Below are 25,767 nucleotides of genomic sequence, written 5' to 3' on the forward strand. Positions count from 1 at the left end.
CCGACAAAGAGCCCGCCGCCTCCATTGCGTGTCTTCCGCCGCGCGCCTCCCGTGTGGAGGTTCGCAAGCCGATCCCTTTCATCGAGAGAACAATCCATGCTGAACCGACGCACCTTCCTTCAGAAAACTCTTGCTTTCGGCGCGGCCGCCGCCGTTTCGCATCTTCCCGCGCGTGCCGCCTGGGCGAACGAGCGCGACATGCGGCTGTTCTGGTTCGGCTCGCCCGGGCGCGCCGAGCGGACGCTTGCCGTCGCCAGGCTGTTCGAGGGCGCCAATCCCGGCGTGCGCATCCTGGGCGAGGTCGGCGGAAACGACTATTGGTCGAAGCTCACGACCATGCTGGCCGGTGGCAATGCGCCCGACATCTTCCAGTTGGAGCCGGGACGGTTTGCCGACTATGCCGGGCGGGGGACGATGGTCCCGCTCGACGACTATCTCGGCCGCACCATACGGACGGACCGGCTGTTGCCGGGTACGATGAAGCTCGGAACGGTGGCGGGCAAGGTGGCCGGACTGCCGCTTTCAAACAACGCCTTCGCCCTGCTCTACGACACCGAGGCGTTCGAAAAAACGGGCCTGACGCCGCCCGGGCGCGGCACGACCTGGGATGACTTTGCCCGCCTCTGCATCGAGATGACCAAGGCGCTCGGCAAGAAAGGCGTCTGGGCTGTCGGCAATGCCGCACGCTACAGCTATGCGCTCGAAGCGTTCCTGGTGCAGCGCGGCAAGCGCCTTTATGGCGAGGATGGCCAGATCGGCTTCGATGTGGAGGATGCCACGGACTGGTACGGCTATTGGGAGAGCCTCGCCGCCAATGGTGGATGCGTATCGGCGGAAGTGCAGGCGCTCGACAAGAACCAGATCGATTCCAATCCGATGAGCCGGGGGCATGCCGTCATGGCCATTGCTTTCTCGAACATGCTCGTCGCCTATCAGGCGCTGCAGAAGAACCCGGTCGGAATAACCAATCTGCCGGTGTCCGAGGTCGGCGGGCGGTCGGGCTTGTTCTATCGCGCGGGGCTTCATTTCGGCATTGCCCGAAATGCGCCGGACCCTGAACTCGCCGCGAAGTTTCTCGACTTCTTCATCAACGATGTCGAAGCCGGCAAGATTCTCGGTGTCGAGCGCGGGGTGCCGATCAACCTCGATGTCCGTACCGCCGTGGCGCCGACATTGGACGATGTCCAGAAGCGGTCCTTCGATTATGTCGAATCCATCGCTGATTTCGTGGGCGATTTCCCGGCGCAGGTGCCGGTCGGGGCATCGGAACTGGAGGATCGGGTCTATCGAACGGTCGCAGACCGCCTGGCCTTCGGCCAGATTTCCGCCGCGGAAGCAGGGCAGGAGCTGGTTTCGGCAGCTCAGGCAATCCTGTCCCGCTAGCGGCGCTTCCAGCCGGGCTGAATGGCGACGTTCAGCCCGGCAACGTGGATGTCATCCTGTCACCAGGGCAAGGAGAACGTCTTGACGTTCGTATAGGATTTCATCGCCTCGATGACGCCTTCCTTGTAGCCGTTGCCGGAATCCTTGATGCCGCCGAAGGGGGACATCTCGATACGATAGCCCGGCACTTCCCATATGTTCACCGTGCCGACTTCAAGGCCTGCTATGTATTTCTGCATGCGGCGGAAGTCATTGGTGCAGACGCCGGAGGAAAGGCCGAAGGCCGTGGAGTTCGAGAGCGCGATCAGGGCATCGTCGTCGTCAGGTGCCCGGATGATCGGAACGATAGGCCCGAAGGTCTCCTCCATGACGAGCTCGCAGGAATGGGGGACGCGGTCGACGACGATCGGCGGCAGCAGCGCACCTTGCCGGCCCGGGTGATAGAGGATCTCGGCGCCCGCTTCGGCGGCCATGTGCACCCGCTTTTCGAAGAGGGCCGCGGCCCGTTCGTGCACCACGGTGCCGAGCTGGGTCGTGCGGTCCATGGGATCGCCGAACCTGATCGCCTTCGCCCGCTCCAGCACCTTCGGCACGAAGCGGTCGGCAACGCGCTCCTGGCACAGGATGCGCTTGACGGCCGTGCAGCGCTGGCCTGAATTCTTCGTCGCACCGGCCACGGCGAGGTCCGCCGCCCAGGCGAGATCGTCGTCCGAGAGGTCGTTGAGGATGATCAGCGGATCGTTGCCGCCGAGTTCCAGAACCTGGCGCCTGTAGCCCGCCTTCGAGGCGATCAGCTTGCCGACCGGAACCCCGCCGGTGAAGGTGATGAGGTCGATATTGGGATTGGTGATCATCTCGTCGCCGATATCGCCCGGCCAGCCGGTGACGACGGAGAGCATTTCCGGGGGCAGGCCCGCTTCGTAGAGGATGTCGGCGAGCACGAGAGCGGTGATCGGCGTCAGTTCCGTCGGCTTGACCACCACGCAATTGTTGGTGGCGATCGCCGGCGCGATCTTGTGCGAGACCATGTTGAGCGGGTGGTTGAAGGGCGTGATCGCCGAAATCGCCTTCAATGGCTCGCGTGTGGTGAAGATCTTGCGCGCCTTGCCATGGGGCGTGAGGTCGCAGGAGAAGATCTCGCCGTCGTCATGGATGCACATCTGCCCCGAGAGCGTGAAGACATCGAAGGCGCGGCCCACTTCGTAAAGCGAGTCCTGCTTGGAAATGCCGAGTTCCAGCGTGACGAGATCTGATATCTCCTCCTTCCGGGCGTTCAGCAGTTCCGCCGTGCGCAGCAGGATGCGCTGCCGCTCGTAGCGCGTCAGCGTCGGCTTGTAGCTGGCCGCGATCTCGAAGGCCTTGCGGGCATGCTCGGCGCCGCCCGCCGGCACGGTGCCGATCACCGTGTCGGTATAGGGATAGCGCACCTCGACGGCGCCTTCTGCATCGACATGCTTGCCGGCGATGCGCATCGGTTCGTGAGGGACTTTTATGGCTGTCTCGGGGCGGGTCACGGCTTGCTCCTGTTCGCGAAAAGGGCGGGCAACATCAGGCTTTCCGGTCGGCCTGCGCCGCAGCCGTGACGGCATAATAGAAGGCGTCGAAGTTGCGCAGCGCGGGCGCGTAGGGCTGGTCGGGCAGCACCCGGTTGGTGATGAAGGGCACGGCCTGCTCCGTCAGGCCGCCATGGGAACGAAGCGGTTCGTTGAGGGCGGCCAGGTCATGCCGGTGCTCGCTGGTGCCGATCGTCTTGTTCTCCGAGGAAAGCATGACGATATCGCCCATGCGGTCCTCCGGCAGTTCGAAGGTGCGGCAGGCCTCCTCGCGGCCGAGGACGAGGTAGATGCCGTTGACCGCCCGCAGCCGCTTCATGATGGCTTCCCGGTCTGCGCCCTCCGGCAGGTAGGCGGTGGCGAAGGAACCGAGTGCGCCGTGATGCACGACATAGGGGTCGGTGATCGGCAGGATGACACGGGCGACATCCTTGCCGAGCCATTCGTCGAACAGGTCCTGGACGTAGACGACATCCGGCGACCCGTCCGCCTTGTGCTTCGGCTTCATGCCGTGGTCGGCCGTCACCACGATCGCCGCGCCGAGCGCGTCGAGCTCGGTCAGGTACTTATCGAACATCTCGTAGAAGTCGTTCGCCTGCTTCACGCCCGGCGCATATTTGTGCTGCACGTAGTCGGTGGTGGTCAGGTACATGACATCCGGGCGGAACTCCTTGAGGAGCTTGACACCGGCGGCGAAGACGAATTCGGAGAGCTCGGCCGAATAGACCTCCGGTACGGGGCGGCCAAGCCACTCGGACGCATTGTCGAGCCCGTTTGCCGCCTTCGTGGTCGTGTCGGCCTTTTCCGAGGAGAAGCAGATCGCGCGGCCTTCGCCATAGGCAAGGCCATGGCCGAGCAGGGCACGTAGCTTGTCCTTCGCCGTCACCACCGCCACCTTGGCGCCGGCGTCGTAGAAGGCCTTGAAGATGGTGGGTGCACGCAAGAACTTCGGGTCGTTCATCATCACCTCCTCGCCCGTCGCCGGGTTGTAGAGGTAATTGCCGCAGATGCCGTGCACGGCTGGCGGACGGCCGGTGGCGATCGAAAGGTTGTTGGGATTGGTGAAGCTCGGAATGACGCTGTGGGCGGTGCGCACGGTGCCGGTCTTGCACATGCGCTCCAGGGTCGGCATCAGGCCGGCCTTGATGGCCTCGTCGAGATAGGCCGGCTCGCAGCCGTCGAGGCAGATGGCGATGGCCGGCACCTTGGGCCAGGGATAGGCGCGGCCATTGGCGGTGACGGTGACGGGCGACATCTGGTTCATGGCGGGCGGTCCTTCCTTGTGATGAGCGGTCGGCGTCCCGCCGGCCTTGCATTGTCTCCCGCTTTTTCTGACGCAAAGTCATCCATTTGAAAAATTGCAATTATGTATTTGATCGATAGATCCTGGCTATGATTATCCGATGTGAGGCGGCCGCGGCTTACGGGGTGAGAACCGATTTCATGAAGGCCTCGATCTTCGGCGAATGGCGCCGTTCCAAGAGGCAGGAGAGGCGATATTCGGTCTGCACCACGGCATCGGAAAAGCGGATCGTGCCGAGGCGCGGATGCGCCACGAATTCGAAATCGGCGACGACGCCGATGCCGAGCCCCCGCTCGACCGCCTTCCAGACGCCTTCGCGGCTGCCGATTTCGAGGAAGGGCCTGACCGGGACATTCGCTTTCAGGGCCGCCTGCTCCAAAGCGCGTCGCGTCGTCGATCCCACTTCCCGCAGGATCAGCGGTTGGCCGGCGAGTTCCGCGATGGAGACCTCGTCGCGCCCGTACCAGGGGTGCTCGACATTGACGAAGACGACGACGTCATGGGTGCTGAACGGCACGGATGCGATCCGCGGATCGTCCACGGCATGCGCCAGGATGGCGACGTCGGATTCCAGATCGAGAACCCTCTGCAGGGTCTGGTCGGAGTTGCCGAGCAGCATGCTGACCTTGATCGAGGGATATTTTGCAAGAAACCGCGCGACCATCTCCGTCGCATGGAACGGCCCCACGGCGGCAAGGCGCAACATGCCGGTTTCGAGCTTGCCACTGCTCAACAGAAGCTCCTCTGCTTCCTCATGCAGCGTCATGATGCGTTTCGTCACGTCGAAGAGCGCCGCCCCCGTCTCAGAGAGCTCGATGCGCCGTCCGCGGCGCACGATCAGCTCGACGCCGTAACGCTCCTCCAACTCCTTTACCTGTGTGGTAACAGTCGGCTGGCTGATGTTGAGGGCGTCTGCGGCCGCAGTGAAACCGCGGTTTTCAGCCACGGCGTGGAAGGAGCGGAGATGCGTGAATACTATAGCCATAATCTATGATAATCCGCAAAGATTTGTATTAGTCAATGGATGGTGGCTTTGTCACAGTGTGTCTGCCAATCAATTTGCAGAACAGGAAGTCGTCCGTGTGGTCCTATCGAAACCCCGTTGATGTCCGTTTTGGCTCCGGCAGCTTCAACCGTCTTGCCGATGCCATCGCTGGCCGCCCCTATGCCCTGGTCACCTACGGCGATGCCTTCTTCCGAGGGCTTGCCGCACGTCTCGAACAGGCGGCCGGTGCGCCCCTGCTCGTGGTGGACGACATCGCTCCGAACCCGGACATTGCGCTTCTGGAAGTGCAGACCGCCCGCTTCGCCGGGCTTGCCCGGCAGCCGGAAGTCATCGTGGCGCTCGGCGGCGGCTCCGTCATCGACTCGGCGAAGGTTTTTGCCGCCGCCCGCGGCGATTTCGCCGCCATGGACGCCTACCTGAAGAAGCGTGCGGGCGCTGAGACGCTCTCCCCCTGGCCGCTGATCGCCGTGCCGACGACGGCAGGCACGGGCAGCGAAGTCACCTGCTGGGGCACGGTCTGGGACAATGCCGGCGGCGTGAAATACTCGCTCGCCCATCCCGGCCTCTATCCGGAATATTCGATCGTCGATCCCGAGCTCATGGCCGGAAAACCCCGCGACCTGACGATCCAGACCGGGCTCGATGCCCTGTCGCACTCGCTCGAAAGCCTTTGGAACCGCAGCGCCAATCCCGTATCGATGGCGCATGCCATTGCCGCGGCCCGCGGCGTGCTCTCCACCCTGCCGCAGCTCGCCGGCGACCTTGCGAATGTCGAGCTGCGCGCACGCATGGCGCGGGCCGCAACGCTCGCCGGCTTCGCCTTTTCCAACACCAAGACGGCGATCGCCCATTCGCTGTCCTACCCGATCACGCTGCGCCATGGGGTGCCGCACGGCATCGCCTGCTCCTTCTCGCTCCCGATGATCATCCGCAGCGTCGCCGGGGAGGGCGGCATCTGCGCGGAGGGCCTGCAGGCGATCTTCGGGGCGGATGCATACAAGACCGCCGACCAGCTGGAGGCCTTCCTGAACGGACTTGGCGTTGCGACGGACCATCGCCACTACGGCATCGATGACGCCGAGTGGCGCGACCTGATCACGCTCGCCTTCGACGGGGAGCGCGGACAGAATTTCATCGGCAAGCGGGACGTGCTTCTGGCGATCGCCGGTGACGGGGGAAGCAGGCAGATGGCAGTGGCATGACCGATTTCTAATTGCCGCGAGCGGAAGGCTCCGGCCGATCGATTGCATTTGTTTTGGGAGGAATGAATGACTACTTTGAAACGTACCGTGGCCGGCCTGGCAACGCTGGGAGCGATGATCGCCTACACGGCTTCCGGGGCCCTTGCGGAGGAGTGCAAGAACCCCGACACGCTGGTCTTCTCCATCATCCCGACGGAGGAGACGACGCAGGAGCTCGACATTTACAAGCCCCTGCTGGACAAGCTGAAGGAGAAGACCGGCAAGTCCGTCGAGTTCTTCATGCCGACCTCCTATGCCTCGGTCATCGAAGGCATGGTCAACGGCTGGGTCCAGATCGGCGTTCACGGGCCGAACTCCTATGTGCTTGCCAAGGAGAAGGACCCGAACCTCGAAGTCTTCGCCACCTATACCAAGACCAAGGGACATTTCCAGGAGGAGGGCCCGGGCTATCGCGCGGTGCTCGTCGTCAAGGCGGATTCGAAGTTCGACAGCATCGAATCCCTCAAGGGCTCGGTCGTCGGCCTTGCCGATCCGGCCAGCACCTCCGGCAACCTCCTGCCGCGCATGGTGTTCGGCGAGACGATCGGCACCGGGCCGGAGCTGGAGAAGTATTTCTCCAAGGTCGTCTATACCGGCGGTCATGACCAGTCGGCGCTCGCCGTCAAGGAGGGCCGTGTCGATGATGCCTTCGTCGCGACGCACCGGCTCGACAACGTCATCGACCGCGGCCTCGCGGCCAAGGAGGATTTCCGGGTGCTCTGGCAGTCCGACATCATTCCGCAGGATCCGATGGTCTACCGGGGCGATCTCTGCGAGCCGCTGAAGGCCTCCATTCGCGAGGCGTTCCTGACGCTGCACGAGGATCCGGCGGCAAAGCCGTTCTTCGACGGCATCGCCTCGACGAAGTTCGTCGCCATGAACGACAGCGACTACGATATCATCCGCAAGCTCGTCGCAGCGGAAAAGGCGGCAAGCCAGTGAGACACGAAAAGAACATCGCCGAGAGCCGCGCGACGCGCGGCTCCACGGCTGACACGGTGGCGTCCATGTCGATCCTGCAAGTGCGCAACCTCAAGGTCAGCTACGCGGCCAGCGGCCCACAGATCCTCAAGGGTATCGATTTCGCCGTCGACGGCGAGGATTTCTGCGCCGTCATCGGACCGAGCGGCGCGGGCAAGTCGACGCTGATCCGCTGTATCAACCGGCTCGTCGAGCCGACGGAGGGCGACATCGTCCTGTTCGGCCAGTCGGTGCGGCCGTTGCGGGGAAGCGAGCTGCGGCATCTGCGCCGGCGCATCGGCATGATCTTCCAGGAATTCAACCTGGTGAACCGCATGTCGGTCATGGACAATGTGCTCTCGGGCCGCCTCGGCTATACCGGTGCTTTCCGCAGCTTCTTCAAGGCCTTCCCGCGCGAGGATATCGACAGGGCGCTGCACCTGCTCGAACGCGTCGGTTTGCAGGATCACGTCGACAAGCGCGCGGATGCGCTTTCCGGCGGCCAGCGCCAGCGCGTCGGCATCGCCCGCGCATTGATGCAGAAGCCGGAAATCCTGCTGCTCGACGAGCCGACCTCGGCGCTCGACCCGAAGATATCGCGCGACGTGATGCGGCTGATCCGGGAGCTTGCGACGGAGTTCAAGGTTCCGGTCCTGTGCAACATCCACGATGTCCAGTTGGCGCTCGAAAGCTGCAACCGCATCATCGGCATGCAGGACGGCTACAAGAAGTTCGACGGGCCGTCGAAGGGGATGCGCAAGCAGGACCTCGACGAGATCTACGCCATGGAGGTGCTGTGATGAGCCTGGCGGCAACCTCTGTTTCTGAGCACGGCTTCGATGCCTGGCTCGCCCACAAGCGCAGCCGCCGCATCAAGAACTGGCTGATCGTGGCGGCAGGCGCCGCCGTGCTGGCCTGGTGCGTCCGCGATACGATCCTGTTCGACACCGACTGGGCGCGCATGGGCGGTGCGCTCGGCATCGGCGGCACGCTCGAACGCTTCTTCTGGGTCGACTGGTCGCTCGCGCCGAAGCTTCTCGTGCCGGCGCTCGAAACGCTGATGATGGCGACGCTCGGCACCATTCTCGGCTGCATCCTGTCCTTGCCCGTCGCCTGGTTCGGTGCGGCGAATGTCACGCCAAGCCGCTTCATCCTCTATCCGCTGGGCCGCTTCCTGATGGTGCTGTCCCGCTCGATCCACGAGATCATCTGGGCGCTGCTGTTCGTCGGCGCCGTCGGTCTCGGCGCCTTGCCCGGCATTCTGGCCGTCGCGATGCGCTCCATCGGTTTCATCTCGAAGATCACCGCGGAAGCGATCGAGAACATCGATCCGAAGCCCGTCGAGGCGATCAGGGCCGTCGGCGGCAACCAGTTCCAGGTCATGTATTACGGCATCGGGCCGCAGATCCTGCCGGTCATCATCGGCACTATCATCTTCGAGTGGGACATCAACATCCGCCGCTCCGCGATCATGGGCCTGGTCGGCGCCGGTGGCCTTGGCCTCGTCTTCTTCCGCCAGATGGCGATGTTCAACTATGGCGGCGTGACGCTCGTGGTCCTTGCGGTCCTCGCGCTGATCGCGCTCGGCGAGGTGGTGTCCCATTTCGCGCGCAAGGCAGTCATCTAGGAGGCGGCAATGGCACTCGCATCTCTACAATCCATCCCCGCCGCGCCGCGCCGCTGGTCGCGCTATCGCCACCCGCAATCGACGATCCGTTTCGCCGTGCTGCTGGCCGTCCTGACGTTCCTCGCCTGGTCCGTCGCCTTCCTCAACGTCGATCTCCTGCGCATCCTCGGTGCCTTCCCGCGGCTGGCGGAGATCCTCGCCACCCGCTATTTCCCGCCGGATCTGAACTATGTTTCCGACGCGGATTTCATCCGATCGGTCATCCGCACGCTGGAAATGTCACTGCTCGGCGGTTTCTTCGGCGTGGTCTTCTCCATCCCGCTCGCCTGGCTTGCCGCGCGCAACATCACGTTCAGCCGGCGCATCGCCTATCCCTTGGGCCGCTTCGCCATCATGGGCAGCCGCTCGATCCACGAGACGATCTGGACCATCCTCTTCGTCACCGTGCTCGGCTTCGGCATGCTGGCCGGCACGCTCGCGCTCACCGTCTTCTGCATCGGCTTTGCCGGAAAGCTCTTCTCCGACGAGCTGGAGGCGATCGACATGGGGCCGGTGGATGCGATGCGCTCGGTCGGCGCCAGTCCGCTGCAGGTCTTCCAGTATGCGGTCTTGCCACAGGTGCGTGTCGCCTTCACCGGCATCGCGATCTACACCTGGGACGTTGCCTTCCGCGCGGCGACCGTCGTCGGCTTCTTCGGGGGCGGCGGCATGGGTTGGTACCTGAAACGCACCACCCAGCAGCTCGAATCTACCCGCGTCGCGGCGATACTGCTGGTGATCATCGCTCTCGTTCTGATCGCGGAAATCGGATCCGGATGGCTGCGGCGACGGATTTCCAGAATGCGCTAACGGGGGTGGCCGTTCGGCGACCAGGATACCAATCCAGCCGAGAACACGCCGTGATCCCGATCGAAAGCAACGACTGGCTGCTCCAGGTATACGGTGGGGATGGCTTGTAATCGGCGGCGCTTGGCCAGGATTTGCCATTCAGCCTTTGCATGATGCGGGAAGCAACATCCTTCAGAACCCATCTGCCGCCTGCCTGCCGGCCTTTCAGACCTTGATCCACCGGTCTGCGCTGCCTGTGAGCAGGTGCAGGGCTGGAGCGATGGACCACCGGCCGGGCCGGGGAGCGGACTGGTATGTCAATCTGATCGAAATGGACACTGCCCTTGAATCCGGTTCACGATAGGAAGGGTCCCCAAGGCACGGGGAGCCTCGAAGGGCCCGGGGAGTGAATCGGCAGATGGATGAATTCGACTATGTGATCGTCGGTGCGGGCTCGGCGGGCTGCGTGCTGGCGAACCGCCTTTCCGATGGCGGGCGGCATCGCGTGGCGCTGCTGGAGGCCGGCGGCAGCGACCTGAACTTCTGGGTGCGCATGCCGATCGGCTATGGCAAGGCCTTCTATCACGACAGGCTGAACTGGAAATACCTGACGGAGCCGGTGCCGGGTTTCGACGGCCGCCAGTCCTATTGGCCGCGCGGCAAGGTGATCGGCGGGTCCAGCTCGATCAACGCCATGGTGTTCATCCGCGGGCAGGCCGAGGATTTCGACGGCTGGCGCGCGCTCGGCAATCCGGGATGGGGCTATGAGGACGTCCTGCCGCTCTTCCGGCGCATGGAGAACAATGTCGCCGGTGCCGATGAATGGCGCGGGAAAGGCGGGCCGCTGACCGTCACCAATATCGAGGGGGTCGTGCATCCGCTCTGCCGGAACTATCTTGCCGGCGGCACCGAGGCGGGCCTGTCGCGCAATCCGGATTTCAACGGCGTGACGCAGGAAGGTGTCGGCATCTACCAGATCACGACGCGCAACGGCTTCCGCTGCTCGACGGCGACCGCCTATCTCGCTCCGGCCCGCAGGCGGGCGAACCTGCGCGTGATTACGGCCGCACATGCGACCCGCGTGCTGTTCGACGGCAAGCGGGCGGTCGGCGTCGAATACAGGCAGGGTGGAGAGGCCCGGCAGGTTCGCGCGCGGTGCGCGGTCATCCTGGCCGCGGGGGCGGTCAACACGCCCCAGTTGCTCCAGCTTTCCGGCGTCGGCGATCCGGCCCTCTTGAAGCGCCACGGCATCGATGTCGTGCATGCCGCGCCGGCTGTCGGGCGCAACCTGCAGGACCATATCGGCTTCGATCATCTCTACAGGAGCCGGCAGCCGACGCTCAACGACGTGCTGCGGCCCTGGTTGGGGCGGCTGCGGGTAGGGCTGCGTTACGTTCTGACGAGGAGCGGTCCGCTCTCGCTCAGCGTGAACCAGGGCGGCGGCTTCTTCCGCACCAGCCCGGAGCGCATGCGCCCGAACATGCAGCTCTATTTCTCCCCGGTCAGCTATACCCGCGCCATTCCCGGCCGGCGGGCGCTGATGAGCCCGGATCCCTTTCCCGGCTTCCTCGTCGGCGTGTCCAACTGCCACCCGACGAGCCGCGGGCAGCTCGCCATCCGCTCCGCCGATCCCTTCGCCGCGCCGGAAATCCAGCCCAACTACCTTTCGACGGAAGAGGACGTGCAGGAACTGCTGGAAGCCGCGCATTTCCTGCGGCGCCTTTCGCGCACCGGTCCGATGCGCGAAATCATCGAGGAGGAGATTCGCCCTGGCCCCGCGATTCTTGATGACGAGGACCTGATCGCCGACATCCGCGCGCGCTCCGGCTCGGTGTTCCACCCCTGTGGCACCTGCGCCATGGGGCCGGATGCGGCGACATCCGTAGTCGACCCGCGCCTGCGCGTCCACGGCCTGGAGGCGCTGCGCGTCGTCGATGCCTCGGTCTTCCCGCGCATCACCGCGGGAAACCTCAACGCACCGACCATCATGGTGGGCGAAAAAGGAGCCGACCTCATCCTTGCCGATACGCGCTGAGGCGCGGGCGCGTTTCAGGCGCTGATGCGGCTCCGGCCTTTCGCCTTGCGCATGTCCTTCAGGACCGCGCCGAGCGTTTCCGCCGCGCTTGCGATCATGCGCGGCGGGGCGGAGCTGAAGCCGAGGACGAGGCCGCGTTGGCGCACCGGCGTGATGGCGAAGCGGCCGATCGGCGAGACGAGCACATTCCGCTCGGCCGCGCGACGGGCGACGGCAAGTTCGTCAAGACCCTCGGCGAGGCTGCCGACCGTGTGGAAGCCCGTTTCTGTGGGGGCGACATCCAGCAGGCCGGCCATATGGCGGGCGGCCCCGTCCAGCAGCGCCTGAAGCCGCTCGGCGTAGACGCGCCGCATGCGCCGGATATGACTGGCGAAATGGCCACATTCGATGAAGCTCGCGACGACCGATTGGAGGCTCGCGGGCGAGCCCTGCAGGGTCGCTCCGGCGATGCGGTAGAAGATATCGACCAGGCCAGGCGGCGCGACGACATAGCCGAGGCGCAGCGCCGCGAACAGCGTTTTCGAGAAACTGCCGACATAGATGACGCGGCCGGACGTATCGACGCTTTTCAGCGTCGGTGGCGGGTGGCCGGCATAGTGGAACTCGCCGACATAGTCGTCCTCGATGATCCAGGCGCCGGCCCGTTCGGCGGCGCGCAGCAGCTCGAAGCGGCGCTGCAGGCTCATCGTCACGCCGAGCGGATGCTGGTGGGCGGGCGTCACGAAGGCGAGGCGGAAATCCGGCGCGATCTCCAGCCCCTCGGCGACGTTGATGCCTTCCTCGTCGATGCTGAGCGGCACCAGCCGTGCGCCCGAGGAAATAAGGCTGTTGCGCGCGCCGATCGCGCCCGGGTTCTCGATCCAGACCGCATCGCCGGGATCGAGCAGGGTATTGCCGATGCGGTTGAAGGCGTCCTGAGCGCCGTTGAAGATGAAGACCTGTTCCGGCTCGCAGATGATGCCCCGGTTGGCGCGCAGATGCATCGCAACGGCGCGGCGCAGCTCCGTCAGGCCCTCGGCCGGCGGATAGCCGAGCAGGAGGTTGCGCGGCTGGCGCCAGTAGCGCGCGACCATGCTCGCCCACAGCGCCATCGGGAACTCGTCGAAGGCCGGGATGCCGGTGATGAAGGGCCGCGGGTTTTCCGGATGGGCGAGGCGTGGAAAATAGTGCTCGGAGGCGTCCGCGCTGAGCTGGGCAAGGCGCGGCGGGCTGCGGATCTCGTCTCCGGCCGGGCTTTCCGGGGTCCTGGCTGGCCGGCCGTCGCGCAGGGTGTCCGTGACATAGGCCCCGGCGCCGATGCTGGAGCGGATCAGACCTTCGGCGGCGAGCTGCTCGTAGACGCTGATGGCCGTGGTGCGCGAGACGCCGTGATCCTTCGCCAGCGTGCGGCTGGAGGGCAGGCGCTCGCCGGGCTGGAGCCTTCCGGAAAGAATCATGTCGCGCAGCGCCGAGCAGAGCTGGGCGCTGATCGGCGTACGGGAACTGCGGTCGAACTGCAGCGTGGGCAGCAGCGCGCCGCCCGGATATTTTACCATCTCGCCCTCCGGCCTGTCGTCCCGCCGCAATAGTGGTCCGCTACGAAAAGCAAAGTGGACCTTCTCGCTCGAAGATTTTCCGATGATTGTCGGACCAGTTCGCGGCGTCAAGGGCTCATTGCTCGCCAGACGCCTTCGCCAGAGGACAGACCGGACCGCCATGAAGATCAAACGCATCGAGACCTTCTGCAATCGCCATGTCGGCTTCGTCCGCATCACCGACGAGACCGGTGCGACCGGCTGGGGCCAGGTCTCGGCCTACCATTCCGACATCACGTCCGAGGTGTTGCACCGCCAGGTCGCGCCCTATTCGCTCGGAACCGAGATCGTCGATCTCGATGACCATCTCGACCGCATCTTCGAGCGCGAGCACAAGTTTCCGGGTTCCTACCTCTACCGAGCGATGTGCGGCCTCGACACGGCGATCTGGGACCTGCGCGGCAAGAAGGCCGGCAAGCCGGTTGCCGCACTGCTCGGCGGCTCGGCCGGTCCGCTGCGCGCCTATGCCTCCTCGATGAAGCGCGACATCACGCCGGCCGACGAGGCCGAGCGGTTCAGGCGGCTGCGCGGCGAATACGGTTTCGACGCCTTCAAGTTCCGCGTCGGCGCGGAATGCGGGCGCAATGAAGACGAATGGCCGGGCCGGACGGAAGAGATCATCCCGACGATCGCCCGGGCCGTCGGGGAGGGAGCCGATCTGCTGGCCGATGCCAATTCCTGCTATTCCCCGGCCCGCGCCATCGAGGTCGGCCGTATCATGCAGGACAACGGCCTCGTGCATTATGAAGAGCCGTGCCCCTATTGGCAGCTCGAACAGACGAAGCAGGTGACCGAGGCGCTCGACATCGACGTCACCGGCGGCGAGCAGGATTGCGATCTCGCCATCTGGCGGCGCATGATCGAGATGCGCGCCGTCGACATCGTGCAGCCCGACATCTGCTATCTCGGCGGCATCAGCCGGACGCTGCGCGTGGTGCGCATGGCCGAGGCCGCCGGCCTGCCGGTGACGCCGCACGCCGCCAATCTCTCCATGGTGACGCTTTTCACCATGCATCTGCTGCGCGCCATCCCGAACGGCGGCAAATACCTCGAATTCTCGATCGAGGGCGAGGATTACTATCCATGGCAGGACGGCCTGTTCCGCAAGTCGCCCTATGCCATCGTCGATGGTAAAGCGACCGTGACCGAGGAACCCGGCTGGGGCGTGGAGATCGATCCGGAATGGCTGGCGCGTTCCAGCTACCAGATGAGCGAGGCGAATTGAGATGAGCACCGAAACCCTCGTCGGCGAATATTTTGCCAGCGGCACGCTTTCCGGCCTGCCGTCGGGACATTTCATCGACGGCACGTTCGTTGCTGCTTCGGGCGGCCGCACGATGGAGACGTTTGACCCCGGCGCCGCCCGCCCCTACCACGCCTTCGCCGCTGGCGATGCCGGCGACGTGGACCGGGCGGTCGCCGCCGCCCGCCAAGCCCAGCGCGCCTGGGGGCGCACCAAGGCGAGCGCCCGCGGCGCGGTTCTCCTGCGCGTGGCCGAACTCATCCGGGCGGAGGCGGCGCGGCTTGCCGTGGTGGAAAGCCTCGACAGCGGCAAGGCCCTGCAGGAGGCGGAAGGCGACGTTGCGGGCGCCGCGCGCTGCTTTGAATATTACGCCGGTGCCGCCGACAAGATCCAGGGCGACACCTTTCCGCTTGGTGTCGACTACATCGGCTATTCCATCGAGGAACCGGTCGGCGTCACCGCCCATGTCATTCCCTGGAACTACCCGCTCTCGACGGCCGCCCGCAGCATCGCGCCGGCGCTCGCCGCCGGCTGCACCGTGGTCGCCAAGCCCGCCGAGCAGACGCCGCTGACGGCGTTGATGCTGGCCGATATTCTCGCCCGCGCGGGCCTTCCGGCCGGTGTCTGCAATGTCGTCACCGGCACGGGCGCGGAAGCGGGCGGGCCGCTGGTCGCGCATCCGGATGTCCGCCACGTCACCTTCACCGGCTCCGTGCCGACGGGCATCCGCGTGATGCAGTCGGCCGCTGCGAACGTCACCAGCGTCGTGCTCGAACTCGGCGGCAAGTCGCCGGTCGTCGTCATGGCCGATGCGGACATGGGCGCCGCCGTGGAGGGCGTGCTCGGTGCGATCTACGAGAATGCCGGGCAGATCTGCTCCGCCGGTTCGCGCCTCGTCGTCGAGCGCGGGGTGCATGCCGAACTGGTCGAGCGTCTCGCCAAACGTGCGGCCAGCCTCAGGCTCGGCCATGGTCTGCGCCGCCCGCAGGTCGGCGCGCTCTCCTCCGCCGCGCATCTCGACAAGGTGGCCGGCTATGTCGAGGGCGCGCGTGCGCGCGGCGTCACCATCGCCGCCGGCGGCCGACGGGCGACGGACCCGCAGAGCGGCGCCGGCTGGTTCTTCCAGCCGACGATCCTCGACGCGGTGACGGCGGACGATCCCGTCATCCAGGAGGAGATTTTCGGCCCCGTTCTCTCCGTGCAGGTCGTCGACGGCGAGGAGGAGGCCGTGGCGGTGGCGAACGGCACCGATTTCGGCCTCGTCGCCGGCATCTACACAAGCGATTTCGGCCGTGCCCACCGCATGGCGCGCGATATCGACGCCGGCCAGGTCTACATCAACGAATATTTCGCCGGCGGCATCGAGGTTCCCTTCGGCGGCAACAAGCTGTCCGGCTTCGGCCGCGAGAAGGGCTTTGCGGCGCTGCGCAGCTACACGCGCACGAAAAGCCTGACGGCGAAGATCGGCTGATCGTCATAATGGTCTTACGGCAAGGAGATAATGGACCTTTCGGGGAAGCCAATCTCGTCCTTTGATGCCAGCGGCTAGAAATCGGGAACAGAGCGTCATCGACGGGAGCGAGATGGCCCTCCATGGGAAAGAACGCCGGAAAAACGGCGACTTGCAACAGCCAAACGGAAGAGGAGAACAGCATGAAAACGACATTCGCGCTCGCCGCGACGACGGCGCTTGCCCTGTTCATGGCAGGCAATGCGGCGCAGGCCGAGACCCTGCGCCTGCTCACCTGGGGCGGTTATGCGCCGGACAACGTCATCAAGCTCTTCGAGGAGGCGAATCCTGACATCACCGTCGAGGTGACGCTGTCCAACAACGAGGAGATGGTCGCAAAGCTCCGGGCGACCGGCGGCGCGGGCTACGACCTCGCCCAGCCGAGCCATGACCGCATCTTCGCGGCCCAGCAGGAATACAACATCTACAAGCCGCTCGATCTCTCGAAGATCGAGACGGCGAACCTGGCGCCGAACCTGCTCGACGGCGTGAAGGCCAATGCGACCATCGATGGCAACCTCTATGCCGTGCCGCATCAGTGGGGCACGTCCGGCATCGTCGCCGACATTTCCAAGGCGCCGAACGTCAAGGGCTGGGGCGACCTCTGCAATCCGGACTACAAGGGCCGCACCTCGATGCGCCTGCGCCGCACCATCCTGCTCGGCACGGCCTTCTCGCTCGGCAAGGACCCGTTCGCTCTCTATGGCGACAAGGCGGCCTACCAGACGATGCTCGACGAGGTGACGGAAAAACTGATCGCCTGCAAGGACAATGTGAAGACCTACTGGAACGGCGGCGACGACCTTTCGACGCTGCTGCTCTCCGGTGAGGTGGTCGTCTCGGAGGCCTGGGATTCCACGGCCTTCAAGCTCTATGGCGAGAACAAGAACCTCGTCTATGTGCCGCCGGAAACCGGTGCGCTCGCCTGGATCGACACCTTCGTCATCCCGCGCAAGGGCGAAGCGGACGATGCGGCCTACAAGTGGATCAACTTCGTCATGAAGCCCGAGATCGTCAAGCTGATGTCGAATTCCACCGGCGCCATTGCCGCCGTCAGCAACGGCATCGATCTCCTGCCGGACGACAAGAAGGCTGCCGTCAAGGCCGCCTTCGACGAGCAGGACCTCGCCAACCTCAAGTTCTTCGCCAATATCCCGGCGGGGCTGGAGGACATGGAAGGCAAGGCGCTGGAGCGCATCAAGGCCGCGACGTCCAACTGATCGCCCTCCAGGGCAGTTCCGGCCGGCCGAGGGCGTCCTTGGCCGGCTGCTTTCCAGATGGCCGCAAAAGCGCGCCGCGAGCAATGAGCACTCCATGCACGATCTTCAATGCGAAAGCCTGAGCAAGCGGTTCGGCGCCTACACCGCCGTCGACAGCGTGTCCTTCGATGTCCCGCGCGGATCCTTCTTCTCGATCCTCGGCCCTTCCGGCTGCGGCAAGACCACGCTGATGCGCATGATCGCCGGCTTCGAGACGCCGACGAGCGGCGACATCCGCATCAAGGGCCGGTCCGTGCTTTCGACGCCGCCGAACAAGCGCCCCGTCAAGATGGTGTTCCAGCATCTCGCGCTCTTCCCGATGATGAATGTCGGCGAGAACATCGCCTATGGCCTGCGCTGCCGCGGCGAGAACAGGGCTGACATCGCCCGCAAGGTGGCGACGGTGCTCGACCGCGTCGGCCTGCCCGGCACGGCGGAAAAGCAGGTTTCCCAGCTCTCCGGCGGTCAGAAGCAGCGCATCGCGATCGCCCGCTGCATGGTGCTCGAACCGGACGTGCTGCTGCTCGACGAGCCGCTCGGCGCGCTCGATCTGAAACTGCGCGAGCGCATGAAGATCGAGCTCAAGCAGCTCCAGCACCAGTTCGAGACGACTTTCCTCTACATCACCCACGACCAGTCGGAGGCGCTTTTGATGTCCGACAATGTGGCGGTCATGAATGCCGGCGAATTCGAGCAGATCGGCGCGCCGCAGGACCTCTACAACAATCCGAAGACCGGCTTCGTCGCCGGCTTCGTCGGCGACAGCAACCGCTGGCCCGGCCGGGCGCTCTCGGTCTCGGACGGCAAGGTGCGCGTGGCGATCGACGGCGGCGGTGAGGCGATCGCGCTCGCCGGGGACGAGCGCATCGCGGCCGGCGGGCCGGTCGAGCTTTTCGTGCGCCCGGAGGTCATCTCGATCGGCGCCGGCAGCGAGAACACGCTCGGCGGCACCGTCGAAAGCCTGCTGTTCAACGGCGCGAGCAGCCGCATCCTCGTGCGCATGGCGAATGGCCACCTCGTCGAGGTCGGCCAGGCGGTGATGGACGGTTCGGTCAGCATTGCGCCCGGCGAAACGGTCGAGATCGGCTGGAGCCGGAGCCACGGCCGCGCCTTCTCCGTTGCGGGGTGAGGGCGATGGCGCGCACCGATATCGGAAAACTCTCGCTCATCCTGCTCTTCGCCCCCTTCGCGCTGTGGATCGCGCTGCTGATCATCCTGCCGCAGCTTGGCATCGGCTATATCTCGCTGCGCGAGAAGGTGGGGCCGGGTGAATATACGTTCGGCTTTGCGAACTACATCGCCTTCCTCTCGGAGCCGATCTACTGGAACACGCTGCTGCGCACCGCCTGGATGTCGATCCTGGTGACGGCCATGGCGCTCGCCGTCGGCTTTCCCGTCGCCTATTACATCGCCAAGATCGCCCATCGCCGCTCGCGCGCCGCGCTCTTCTTGATGTGCCTCATCCCGCTTTGGGTGAGCGATCTCGTGCGGGCCTTCGGCTGGATCGTCATCCTGCGCGAGACCGGTCTCGTCTCCAGCTTTCTGCAGAAGATCGGCCTCGTCAGCGGCCCGGTCGAACTGCTCTACAATGACGCCACCGTCGTCATGGGCCTCGTCTACACGGTCGTGCTCTTCATGATCGTGCCGCTCGTCTCCACACTTGACGGCATGGACAATTCGCTGATCGAGGCGGGCTACAATCTCGGCGGCAGCCGCTTCACCGTCTTCCGCCGCATCGTCGTGCCCTATGCCATGCCGGGCATCGTCGCCGGCTGCATCATCGTCTTCATGCTGACGGCGGGCAGCTACCTCACGCCCATCCTGCTCGGCGGCAAGAACAGCATGTGGTTCACCGAGCAGATCTACGAACAGTTCGTGACGCGCTACAACTGGGAATCGGGTGCGACCTTCGGCGTGCTGCTGCTCGTCTTCACCTCGTTCGTCGTCTGGCTCGGCCTGCGGCTTACCGGCCAGAGCCTCGCCTCCACCGTCGCAAAGGACTGACCATGAACGTCGCGGCCCCGCAATCGCCTTTCCTGCAATGGCTCTATCGCGGCTACATGCTGGCGTTCCTGTTGTACCTCGCCGCCCCGCTCTTTGCCGCCGGCATGTTCGCCTTCAACGATTCCATGTTCCCGGCGCTGCCCTGGAACGGTTTCACGCTCGACTGGTTCTTCAGCAGCACCGAGCCGAAGATCGGCATGTTCCATGATCGGCGCCTGCTGCGCGGCCTGCAGAACTCGCTCTATATCGGTGTCATCGTCTCGGCGCTCGCCGTCGCGGCCGGCACCTGCAACGCCTTCCTCTTCGAGCGCAAGCAGTTCCCGGCGAAGAATTTCTTCTACATCCTGATGATCGTGCCGCTGGTTATTCCCGGCGTCATCCTCGGCATCTCGATCCTCGTCTTCGCCAGCATGATTGCCAACGGCCTCGAAGAAGCCTTCGGCATCGAATGGGACTTCCTGCGTCCCGGTCTCTTCCTCGTCATCCTCGGCCAGTTCTCGTTCCTGACGACCATCACCTCGCTGGTCATCGCCGCGCGCCTGCGCAAATTCGACATCTCGCTGGAGGAAGCCGCGCTCAATCTCGGTGCGACGCGGCTGCGCGTGCTGATGACGGTGACGCTGCCCTATCTGATGCCCGCGCTCTTCTCCGCCTTCGTCGTCGCCTTCCTCGTCTCCTTCGAGAACTTCAACACGACGCTGATGCTGGTCGGCTCCGACGCGCCGCTGACCATCACCATGTACGACCGCATGGTGAAGGTCGGCTCGACGCCGGTGCTGAACGCCGTCTCGTTCTTCCTGATGGTGGGCTCCGGGGCGCTGGCACTGCTCAGCGTGGTGGTTCAGCGCGGGAAGGAGTGAGCCGCACCCCGGGCCACCCATTTGCGGCGCAGGGTCGGTTATGCTGCAGCCCTGATTCCTGGTTTGTTTGCAAAGCGCCGTCCTGTCACTCGATGGATTGGCCGGCCTCCAGGAACGGTGCGTTTTCGCGGAGATGGATGACCGTTGGGCCATCCGCGGCGAAGGCGGCCTTTACCGCGGCTTCCAGTTCGGCAAAACTGCCCGGCTGGGCGGTGCGGCAGCCATAGGCTTCGGCGAGCTTGACGAAATCCGGATTGTGCTGGTTGACGCCGATTGTCGGGATGTCGCGGGCGATCATGCCGTCGCGGATCTGGGCGAGGCTGTCGTTGTTCCACAGGATGATGGCGAGCGGCAGCTTGTTCTCCACTGCGGTGCCGAGTTCCTGGAGCGTGAACTGGAACCCGCCGTCGCCGACGATGACGGCGACCGGCGTCCCAGGGCTTGCGATCTTGCCGCCGATCGCCGCCGGGAGCGCATAACCGAGCGTACCGAAGCCGGCCGGGAAATGCCAGGTGCGGGGCAGGGCGCTGCGGTAGAAGGCATAGCCGGTATAGGCGAGCTGCGTCATGTCGGTATAGACCACGCCGTCGTCGGGGATGGCGTTGCGCAGGCTGTCGAGCACGCGGACGTGTTTTTGTTCGAGCGGCGTCAGGGCGCTGCGTTCGGCGGCGCGCAGTTCGGCGATGGCGTTGGAATTCCTGAAGCCTTCGGCCGGGGCGAGCCTTTCGGCGATCGCCGCGAGCGCGAGTCTCGAATCCGCCTCCATGGCGACATCGACGTCGTAGTCGCGCACCAGGGTTGCCGGGTCGATGTCGATGCGGATGATTTTTCCGCGCATCGGCAGCGGGCCGTCGAGCCAGATATCGGGTTCGGCCAGCTCGGTGCCGACGAGCAGCACGGCGTCCGCATCGTGTACGAAGGCCTGGGTGGCGCCGCGGTCGACCGTTACCTCAAGGGCGAGCGGGTGGTCGTCGGGCAGGATGCCCTTGGCCGCGATGGTCGGAATGACGGCCGCGCCGATCTTTTCCGCGAGCGCCTTGACTTCGGCGGAGGCCGGGACCGCGCCGCCGCCGGCAATGATCACCGGCCGCCTGGCGGCGTTGAGGATCGCGGCGGCGGCCTCGACCTGTGCCACGTCCGGCGCGCGGCGGCGGGCGGTGCTGCGCCGGTTCGCCGGCTTGTCGTCGGGCGCCTTGAAGACGTCGAGCGGGATGGAGAGGTGGACGGGACGCGGGCGGCCGCTTTCGAAGAGGGCGAAGGCGCGGGCGATGTATTCGCGCACCTGGTCGGGGCTGGTGGCCGTCTCGGAGAAGGCGGTGAGGGGACGGGTGACGGCGGACTGGTCGGTGATCTCGTGCAGCATGCCACGGCCCATGCCGAGGTCCTTGTTGGCGGCGACCGATGTGATGACCAGCATCGGCACGCTGTCGGAATAGGCCTGGCCGATGGGCGTTGCGGCATTGGTGACGCCGGGGCCTGATATCAGCACGCAGACGCCCGGCTTGCCGGACATGCGGGCATAGCCGTCGGCCATGAAGCCGGCGCCCTGTTCATGGCGCACGCCGACATGGCGGATGCCGGCGGCATCCATGCCGCGATAGGCTTCGAGCGTGTGCACGCCAGGCATGCCGAAGACGGTGTCGACGCCGTAGGCCTTCAAAATCTGCATCAGGCGGCTGCCGCAGGAAATGGTCTCGTTCATGGAAGGATCCGTTCGGAAAAATCGGTGTCAGGGTTTGGCGGCGTCTTCGAGGCCCATCCAGATCGAGCCGTATTCGTCGGCGACGACCATCAGGCTCGCGCCGAGATCTTGCGCGAAGGCCCGCTCGGTGCGCGACCAGGCGGGCATGATCCAGGGTTTGCCGGCTTTCGCGGCGGCCTCGGCGATCTTCTTGAGGTCCGCCTTGTCGGCATCCGTGTTGCGATAGGCCCCGCGGCCGGAATCGAGCGAGAGGTCGCTCGGGCCGACGAAGAGGCCGTCGACGGTCGGCAGCGCGAGGATCGCCTCGACATCTTTCAGGGCGGCGGCGGATTCGATCATCGGGTAGCAGCGCGTCTTGGCGTTTTCGTTGTCGTAGTAGTCGGGCTTCACGCCGCCGTAGCGGGCAGGGCGCGTGCCGGAGAAACTGCGCGTGCCGAGCGTCGGGTACTTGGCCGAGGCGGTGACGCGGAGGGCGTGTGCGACATCGCCGATATGGGGGATGATGACGCTGTCGGCGCCCATGTCGAGCGCCTGCTGGATCGGGATCGCCTCCGGCCCCAGCACCTTGGCGTGCATGGTCATGCCGAGCGCCTTGCCGAGCGCGATGATGCGATCCAGCGCTTCGAGGTCGAACAGGCCGTGCTCGATATCCAGCACGACATGGCGATAGCCGATGTCATGGGCGATCTCGATCATCGCCTGGTGCGGGGTGGAGAGCCAGACGGCGAGGTTGTTCAGCGTATCAGCCATGGGCGGCTCCATCCTTCTTCTGCCGCTCGGCGATCATGGCGGCGATATCGACGAGATCCTGCAATTTTGCGCCGGCGCGGATGCGCGCCACCCAACTTCCCTCGTCCTCCTGGTCGGCGAGCGCGATGTCGGAGATGCCCGCCACTTCGGCGGGCGGCAGGACGAGGATGCCGCAATCGTCGGCGAGGATCGCATCGCCCGGATTGACGGTGACGCCGCCGCAGGAGACGGGGATGTTGCAGCCCCCGCCGAGATTGAGCAGCTTCGTGGTGATGGGCGAGACGCCGCGCGCCCAGGTCGGCACGCCCGCCTCGCGGATGGCGGCGGGATCGGTGATCATGCCGTCGACGATGACGCCGGCAAGGCCGCGTTCCCTGGCGACCGCCGCCATGAAGCCGCCCCAGGCGGCATGACGCTCGTCGCCGGCCCGGTCGATGACGAGGATGTCGCCCGGCCGCACCCGATCCATCGCGTGATAGAGCAGGGTGGAATCGGGGCCGGGGATCGACACGGTCTGTGCGGTGCCGGCGACGCGCACGCCGTCGATCAGCGGGCGCAGGTCGTTGCGCATGAAACGGTCGTGCAGATAGTGGCCGACGGTCGCCGCCTCGACGCGGGCGAAGCGGGCGAGCAGGTTGGCGTCGAGTTGCGGCGCGGGATCGGCGATCCGGTAGGATTTGATCGACATGATATGGAAATGTCCTATTGCGTGAGAAGTCTGATGGCGGCCGGCGCGCAGGCGAGCGTGCCGGGCTCTCCGGTCTGCGGGGTCGGGCGGCCGTCGCCGTTGCGAAGGCGGGCGTGCAGGCGGGTGCCGTCGGCAAGCGTCAGGCCGTAGACGGTGTCGGTGCCGATATAGACGGCCCCGCTGACCGTGCCGGCAAAGCGGATCGTCCCGCCGGCCTCGCCCTCGACGAAGTGCAGCGCCTCCGGGCGGATGGCGAGCGTGCAGGGATCGCCGGCTTGCACGGGCAGGGTGCAGGGCATCTCGAACCGGCCGCCAGCGGCCTCCACGGTGAGGCGATCGTCGCTGCGGCCGAGAACGCGCGCATCGATGAGGTTCATGTCGCCGATGAAGCCGGCGGTGAAACGGTTGGCGGGGCGCTCATAGATATCGGCCGGGCCGCCGACCTGCTGGACGGTGCCGTTGTTCATCACCGCGATGCGGTCCGACATGGTCAACGCCTCCTCCTGGTCGTGGGTGACGAAGATGAAGGTGATGCCGAGCTTGCGCTGCATCTCCTTCACCTCCATCTGCATCTCCCGCCGAAGCTTGAGATCGAGCGCACCGAAGGGTTCGTCGAGCAGCAGGACGGAGGGGCGGTTGATCAGCGCGCGGGCGAGCGCCACGCGCTGTTGCTGGCCGCCTGACAGAGCCGAGGGCTTGCGGTCGACGGCGTGGCCCATGTGCACGCTTTCGAGCGCGGCCTGCACGCGCTGGCGGATCTCGTCCTTTGCAACGCCCTTCACCGAAAGGCCGAAGCCGACATTCTCGCTGACGGTAAGATGCGGGAAGAGCGCATAGCTCTGGAACACGGTGTTGACGTTGCGCTGGTGGGCGGGAACGCCGGTCACCTCCTTGCCGTCGAGCAGCAGGCGGCCGGAGGTCGGCTCCTCGAAGCCGGCGATCATGCGCAGCGTCGTCGTCTTGCCGCAGCCGGAGGGGCCGAGGAAGGTGAAGAACTCGCCCGCCTTGATGGTGAGGTTCATCCGGTCGACGGCATAGGTCGTCTCGCCGCCGGCGGCGCCGAAGGCTTTTCGGATATCGATCAGTTCGATGGCGGCACGGCTTGCGCCGGCCGTCCCTGTCGTGGTGTCAGGCGGCATATCGTTCGAAACTCGCGATGGAAAGGAGGGGCGGCCGGAGATCGGCTTCCGGCCGCCGAAAGCGCGTTACTGGGCTGTCTTCACCTTGGTCCAGCCGTCCTGGTAGAGTTTCGTCGCATCCCCCACGTCGAGGATGAAGTCGGCCTTCATCAGCTTGTCCTCCGGCGGATAGATCGCGGCGTTCTCCGCCACCTCCTTCGGCAGCAGCGCCTTGGCCTCGTCGATGACGGTCGCCGATTTCGACAGGTCCGCCGCCTTGGCGGCGACCTCCGGCCGCATGATATAGTCGATGAACTTGTAGGCTTCCTCGACATTCTTCGCCGATGCCGGAATGGCGAAGCCATCGATCCACATCGAGCCGCCTTCATCCGGAATGACGTATTTGACGTTCGGGTTCGTCGCCATCACCTGGGCGATCGAGCCGTTCCAGCCCTGCACGATGCAGGCTTCGCCCGATGCGACGAGGTCGCCGAAATTCGTGCTGTTATAGCCGCCGAGCACCTTCTTCTGCTCGATCAGCGACTGGGTCGCCTTCTCGATCTCCTCCGCGTTGGTGGTGCCGGCCTTGAAGCCGTTGACCTGCAGGCCGGCGATATAGGCCGCCAGCATGTTGTCGAGCATGTAGATGCGGCCTTCGTACTGCGGGTCCCACAGCGCCTTCCAGCTCGTCGGCGGCGTCTTCACGCAGTCTTCGTTATAGGCAAAGCCGGTCGTGCCCCAGATATAGGGCACGGACCATTTCTGGCCGGGGTCGAAGGAGACCTCCCTGAACGGGGCGCCGAGATTGCCGAGATTGGGGATTTTCGTGTGGTCGAGTTCCTTCAGCAGGCCCTGCTTGGCGAGCACCTGCACAGTGTACTGGCTCGGCTCGATCAGGTCGTAGCCGCTGGCGCCGGCCGAGAGCTTGGCCATCATCGTTTCGTTGGAATCGTAGGTATCGAAGGTCACGGTGATGCCGGTCTCCTTCGCGAAGTCGTCCACGATCTCCTGCGGCACTTCGCCGGACCAGGCATAGATGTTGAGCTCGGCGGCCGAGGCGCCCGATGCGAAGGCGATCAGGCTGACCGAGGTGAAAAGGGTTCTCCAGTTTTTCATTGTCGCA

Annotated in this window: 22 protein-coding genes; 13 read left to right on the top strand and 9 right to left on the bottom strand. The window is 65.3% G+C overall.

The window, feature by feature from the left end:
* The first annotated feature begins 96 nt into the window (after positions 1-96).
* Entirely contained in the window at positions 97-1,383 is a 1,287-nt protein-coding gene (locus EV665_RS22935) for an ABC transporter substrate-binding protein (protein WP_133035841.1), read from the top strand.
* 59 nt (positions 1,384-1,442) lie between these two features.
* Here the strand turns inward: EV665_RS22935 and phnY are convergent, their stop codons facing one another.
* From phnY to EV665_RS22950, 3 genes are all read right to left on the bottom strand, one after another.
* Entirely contained in the window at positions 1,443-2,855 is a 1,413-nt protein-coding gene (gene phnY, locus EV665_RS22940) for a phosphonoacetaldehyde dehydrogenase (RefSeq protein WP_380687626.1), read from the bottom strand.
* Positions 2,856-2,931: 76 nt separating this feature from the next.
* Entirely contained in the window at positions 2,932-4,200 is a 1,269-nt protein-coding gene (gene phnA / locus EV665_RS22945) for a phosphonoacetate hydrolase (RefSeq protein ID WP_133035843.1), read from the bottom strand.
* A gap of 157 nt (positions 4,201-4,357) precedes the next feature.
* The gene (locus tag EV665_RS22950; RefSeq protein ID WP_133035844.1) at positions 4,358-5,224 is read right to left on the bottom strand and encodes a LysR substrate-binding domain-containing protein; all 867 of its coding nucleotides are present in this window, start codon (positions 5,222-5,224) and stop codon (positions 4,358-4,360) included.
* A 95-nt stretch (positions 5,225-5,319) separates the two neighbouring features.
* On the opposite strand from EV665_RS22950, the gene psrA reads away from it, so the two are divergent.
* The 6 genes from psrA (at position 5,320) to EV665_RS22980 (ending at position 11,936) form a co-directional block, all read left to right on the top strand.
* The gene (gene psrA, locus EV665_RS22955) at positions 5,320-6,447 is read left to right on the top strand and encodes an iron-containing alcohol dehydrogenase PsrA (RefSeq protein WP_245507803.1); all 1,128 of its coding nucleotides are present in this window, start codon (positions 5,320-5,322) and stop codon (positions 6,445-6,447) included.
* Between the two features lie 66 nt (positions 6,448-6,513).
* Positions 6,514-7,428: a phosphate/phosphite/phosphonate ABC transporter substrate-binding protein gene (locus EV665_RS22960; protein WP_064331520.1), complete on the top strand. Its 915-nt coding sequence runs from the start codon at positions 6,514-6,516 to the stop codon at positions 7,426-7,428.
* Positions 7,425-8,246, top strand: a complete 822-nt coding sequence (phnC, locus tag EV665_RS22965) for a phosphonate ABC transporter ATP-binding protein (RefSeq protein WP_245507804.1) — start codon at positions 7,425-7,427, stop codon at positions 8,244-8,246. Before EV665_RS22960 ends, phnC begins: the two co-directional genes overlap by 4 nt.
* A complete protein-coding gene (phnE, locus tag EV665_RS22970; RefSeq protein ID WP_133035846.1) occupies positions 8,246-9,073 on the top strand; it encodes a phosphonate ABC transporter, permease protein PhnE in 828 nt (275 codons plus the stop codon). Before phnC ends, phnE (EV665_RS22970) begins: the two co-directional genes overlap by 1 nt.
* A 9-nt stretch (positions 9,074-9,082) precedes the next feature.
* Positions 9,083-9,922: a phosphonate ABC transporter, permease protein PhnE gene (phnE, locus tag EV665_RS22975; protein ID WP_133035847.1), complete on the top strand. Its 840-nt coding sequence runs from the start codon at positions 9,083-9,085 to the stop codon at positions 9,920-9,922.
* Positions 9,923-10,319: 397 nt separating this feature from the next.
* Positions 10,320-11,936: a GMC family oxidoreductase gene (locus EV665_RS22980; RefSeq protein ID WP_133035848.1), complete on the top strand. Its 1,617-nt coding sequence runs from the start codon at positions 10,320-10,322 to the stop codon at positions 11,934-11,936.
* A 14-nt stretch (positions 11,937-11,950) separates the two neighbouring features.
* On the opposite strand, the gene pdxR is transcribed toward EV665_RS22980, so the two are convergent.
* A complete protein-coding gene (gene pdxR, locus EV665_RS22985) occupies positions 11,951-13,471 on the bottom strand; it encodes a MocR-like pyridoxine biosynthesis transcription factor PdxR (protein WP_133035849.1) in 1,521 nt (506 codons plus the stop codon).
* A gap of 160 nt (positions 13,472-13,631) precedes the next feature.
* On the opposite strand from pdxR, the gene EV665_RS22990 reads away from it, so the two are divergent.
* The 6 genes from EV665_RS22990 (at position 13,632) to EV665_RS23015 (ending at position 20,386) form a co-directional block, all read left to right on the top strand.
* The gene (locus EV665_RS22990) at positions 13,632-14,735 is read left to right on the top strand and encodes a mandelate racemase/muconate lactonizing enzyme family protein (protein WP_133035850.1); all 1,104 of its coding nucleotides are present in this window, start codon (positions 13,632-13,634) and stop codon (positions 14,733-14,735) included.
* 1 nt (position 14,736) lies between these two features.
* Complete coding sequence (locus EV665_RS22995) at positions 14,737-16,224, top strand: aldehyde dehydrogenase family protein (protein WP_133035851.1); 1,488 nt, start codon at positions 14,737-14,739, stop codon at positions 16,222-16,224.
* A 182-nt stretch (positions 16,225-16,406) separates the two neighbouring features.
* Positions 16,407-17,483 carry an extracellular solute-binding protein gene (locus tag EV665_RS23000; RefSeq protein WP_133035852.1) on the top strand — a complete coding sequence of 359 codons (1,077 nt, stop codon included), beginning with the start codon at positions 16,407-16,409 and terminating at the stop codon, positions 17,481-17,483.
* A 94-nt stretch (positions 17,484-17,577) separates the two neighbouring features.
* A complete protein-coding gene (locus EV665_RS23005) occupies positions 17,578-18,651 on the top strand; it encodes an ABC transporter ATP-binding protein (protein ID WP_133035853.1) in 1,074 nt (357 codons plus the stop codon).
* A gap of 5 nt (positions 18,652-18,656) precedes the next feature.
* Positions 18,657-19,526: an ABC transporter permease gene (locus tag EV665_RS23010; protein ID WP_133035854.1), complete on the top strand. Its 870-nt coding sequence runs from the start codon at positions 18,657-18,659 to the stop codon at positions 19,524-19,526.
* Between the two features lie 2 nt (positions 19,527-19,528).
* Positions 19,529-20,386, top strand: coding sequence for an ABC transporter permease (locus EV665_RS23015; protein WP_133035855.1), 858 nt, complete (start codon positions 19,529-19,531; stop codon positions 20,384-20,386).
* Positions 20,387-20,471: 85 nt separating this feature from the next.
* Here the strand turns inward: EV665_RS23015 and EV665_RS23020 are convergent, their stop codons facing one another.
* From EV665_RS23020 to EV665_RS23040, 5 genes are all read right to left on the bottom strand, one after another.
* On the bottom strand, positions 20,472-22,088 hold the full coding sequence (locus EV665_RS23020) for a 5-guanidino-2-oxopentanoate decarboxylase (protein WP_133035856.1): 1,617 nt from the start codon (positions 22,086-22,088) through the stop codon (positions 20,472-20,474).
* 27 nt (positions 22,089-22,115) lie between these two features.
* The gene (locus EV665_RS23025) at positions 22,116-22,838 is read right to left on the bottom strand and encodes an HpcH/HpaI aldolase family protein (protein WP_245507805.1); all 723 of its coding nucleotides are present in this window, start codon (positions 22,836-22,838) and stop codon (positions 22,116-22,118) included.
* The gene (locus EV665_RS23030) at positions 22,831-23,526 is read right to left on the bottom strand and encodes an RraA family protein (protein ID WP_133035857.1); all 696 of its coding nucleotides are present in this window, start codon (positions 23,524-23,526) and stop codon (positions 22,831-22,833) included. The genes EV665_RS23025 and EV665_RS23030 overlap by 8 nt, the downstream gene beginning before the upstream one ends.
* Positions 23,527-23,540: 14 nt before the next feature.
* Positions 23,541-24,665: an ABC transporter ATP-binding protein gene (locus EV665_RS23035; protein WP_133035858.1), complete on the bottom strand. Its 1,125-nt coding sequence runs from the start codon at positions 24,663-24,665 to the stop codon at positions 23,541-23,543.
* Between the two features lie 66 nt (positions 24,666-24,731).
* Positions 24,732-25,760 carry an ABC transporter substrate-binding protein gene (locus EV665_RS23040; RefSeq protein WP_064331506.1) on the bottom strand — a complete coding sequence of 343 codons (1,029 nt, stop codon included), beginning with the start codon at positions 25,758-25,760 and terminating at the stop codon, positions 24,732-24,734.
* Between the last annotated feature and the right edge of the window lie 7 nt (positions 25,761-25,767).

Origin of the sequence: Shinella granuli (genome assembly GCF_004341885.1) — a bacterium.
In the GTDB taxonomy this organism is placed as follows: Bacteria; Pseudomonadota; Alphaproteobacteria; order Rhizobiales; family Rhizobiaceae; genus Shinella; species Shinella granuli.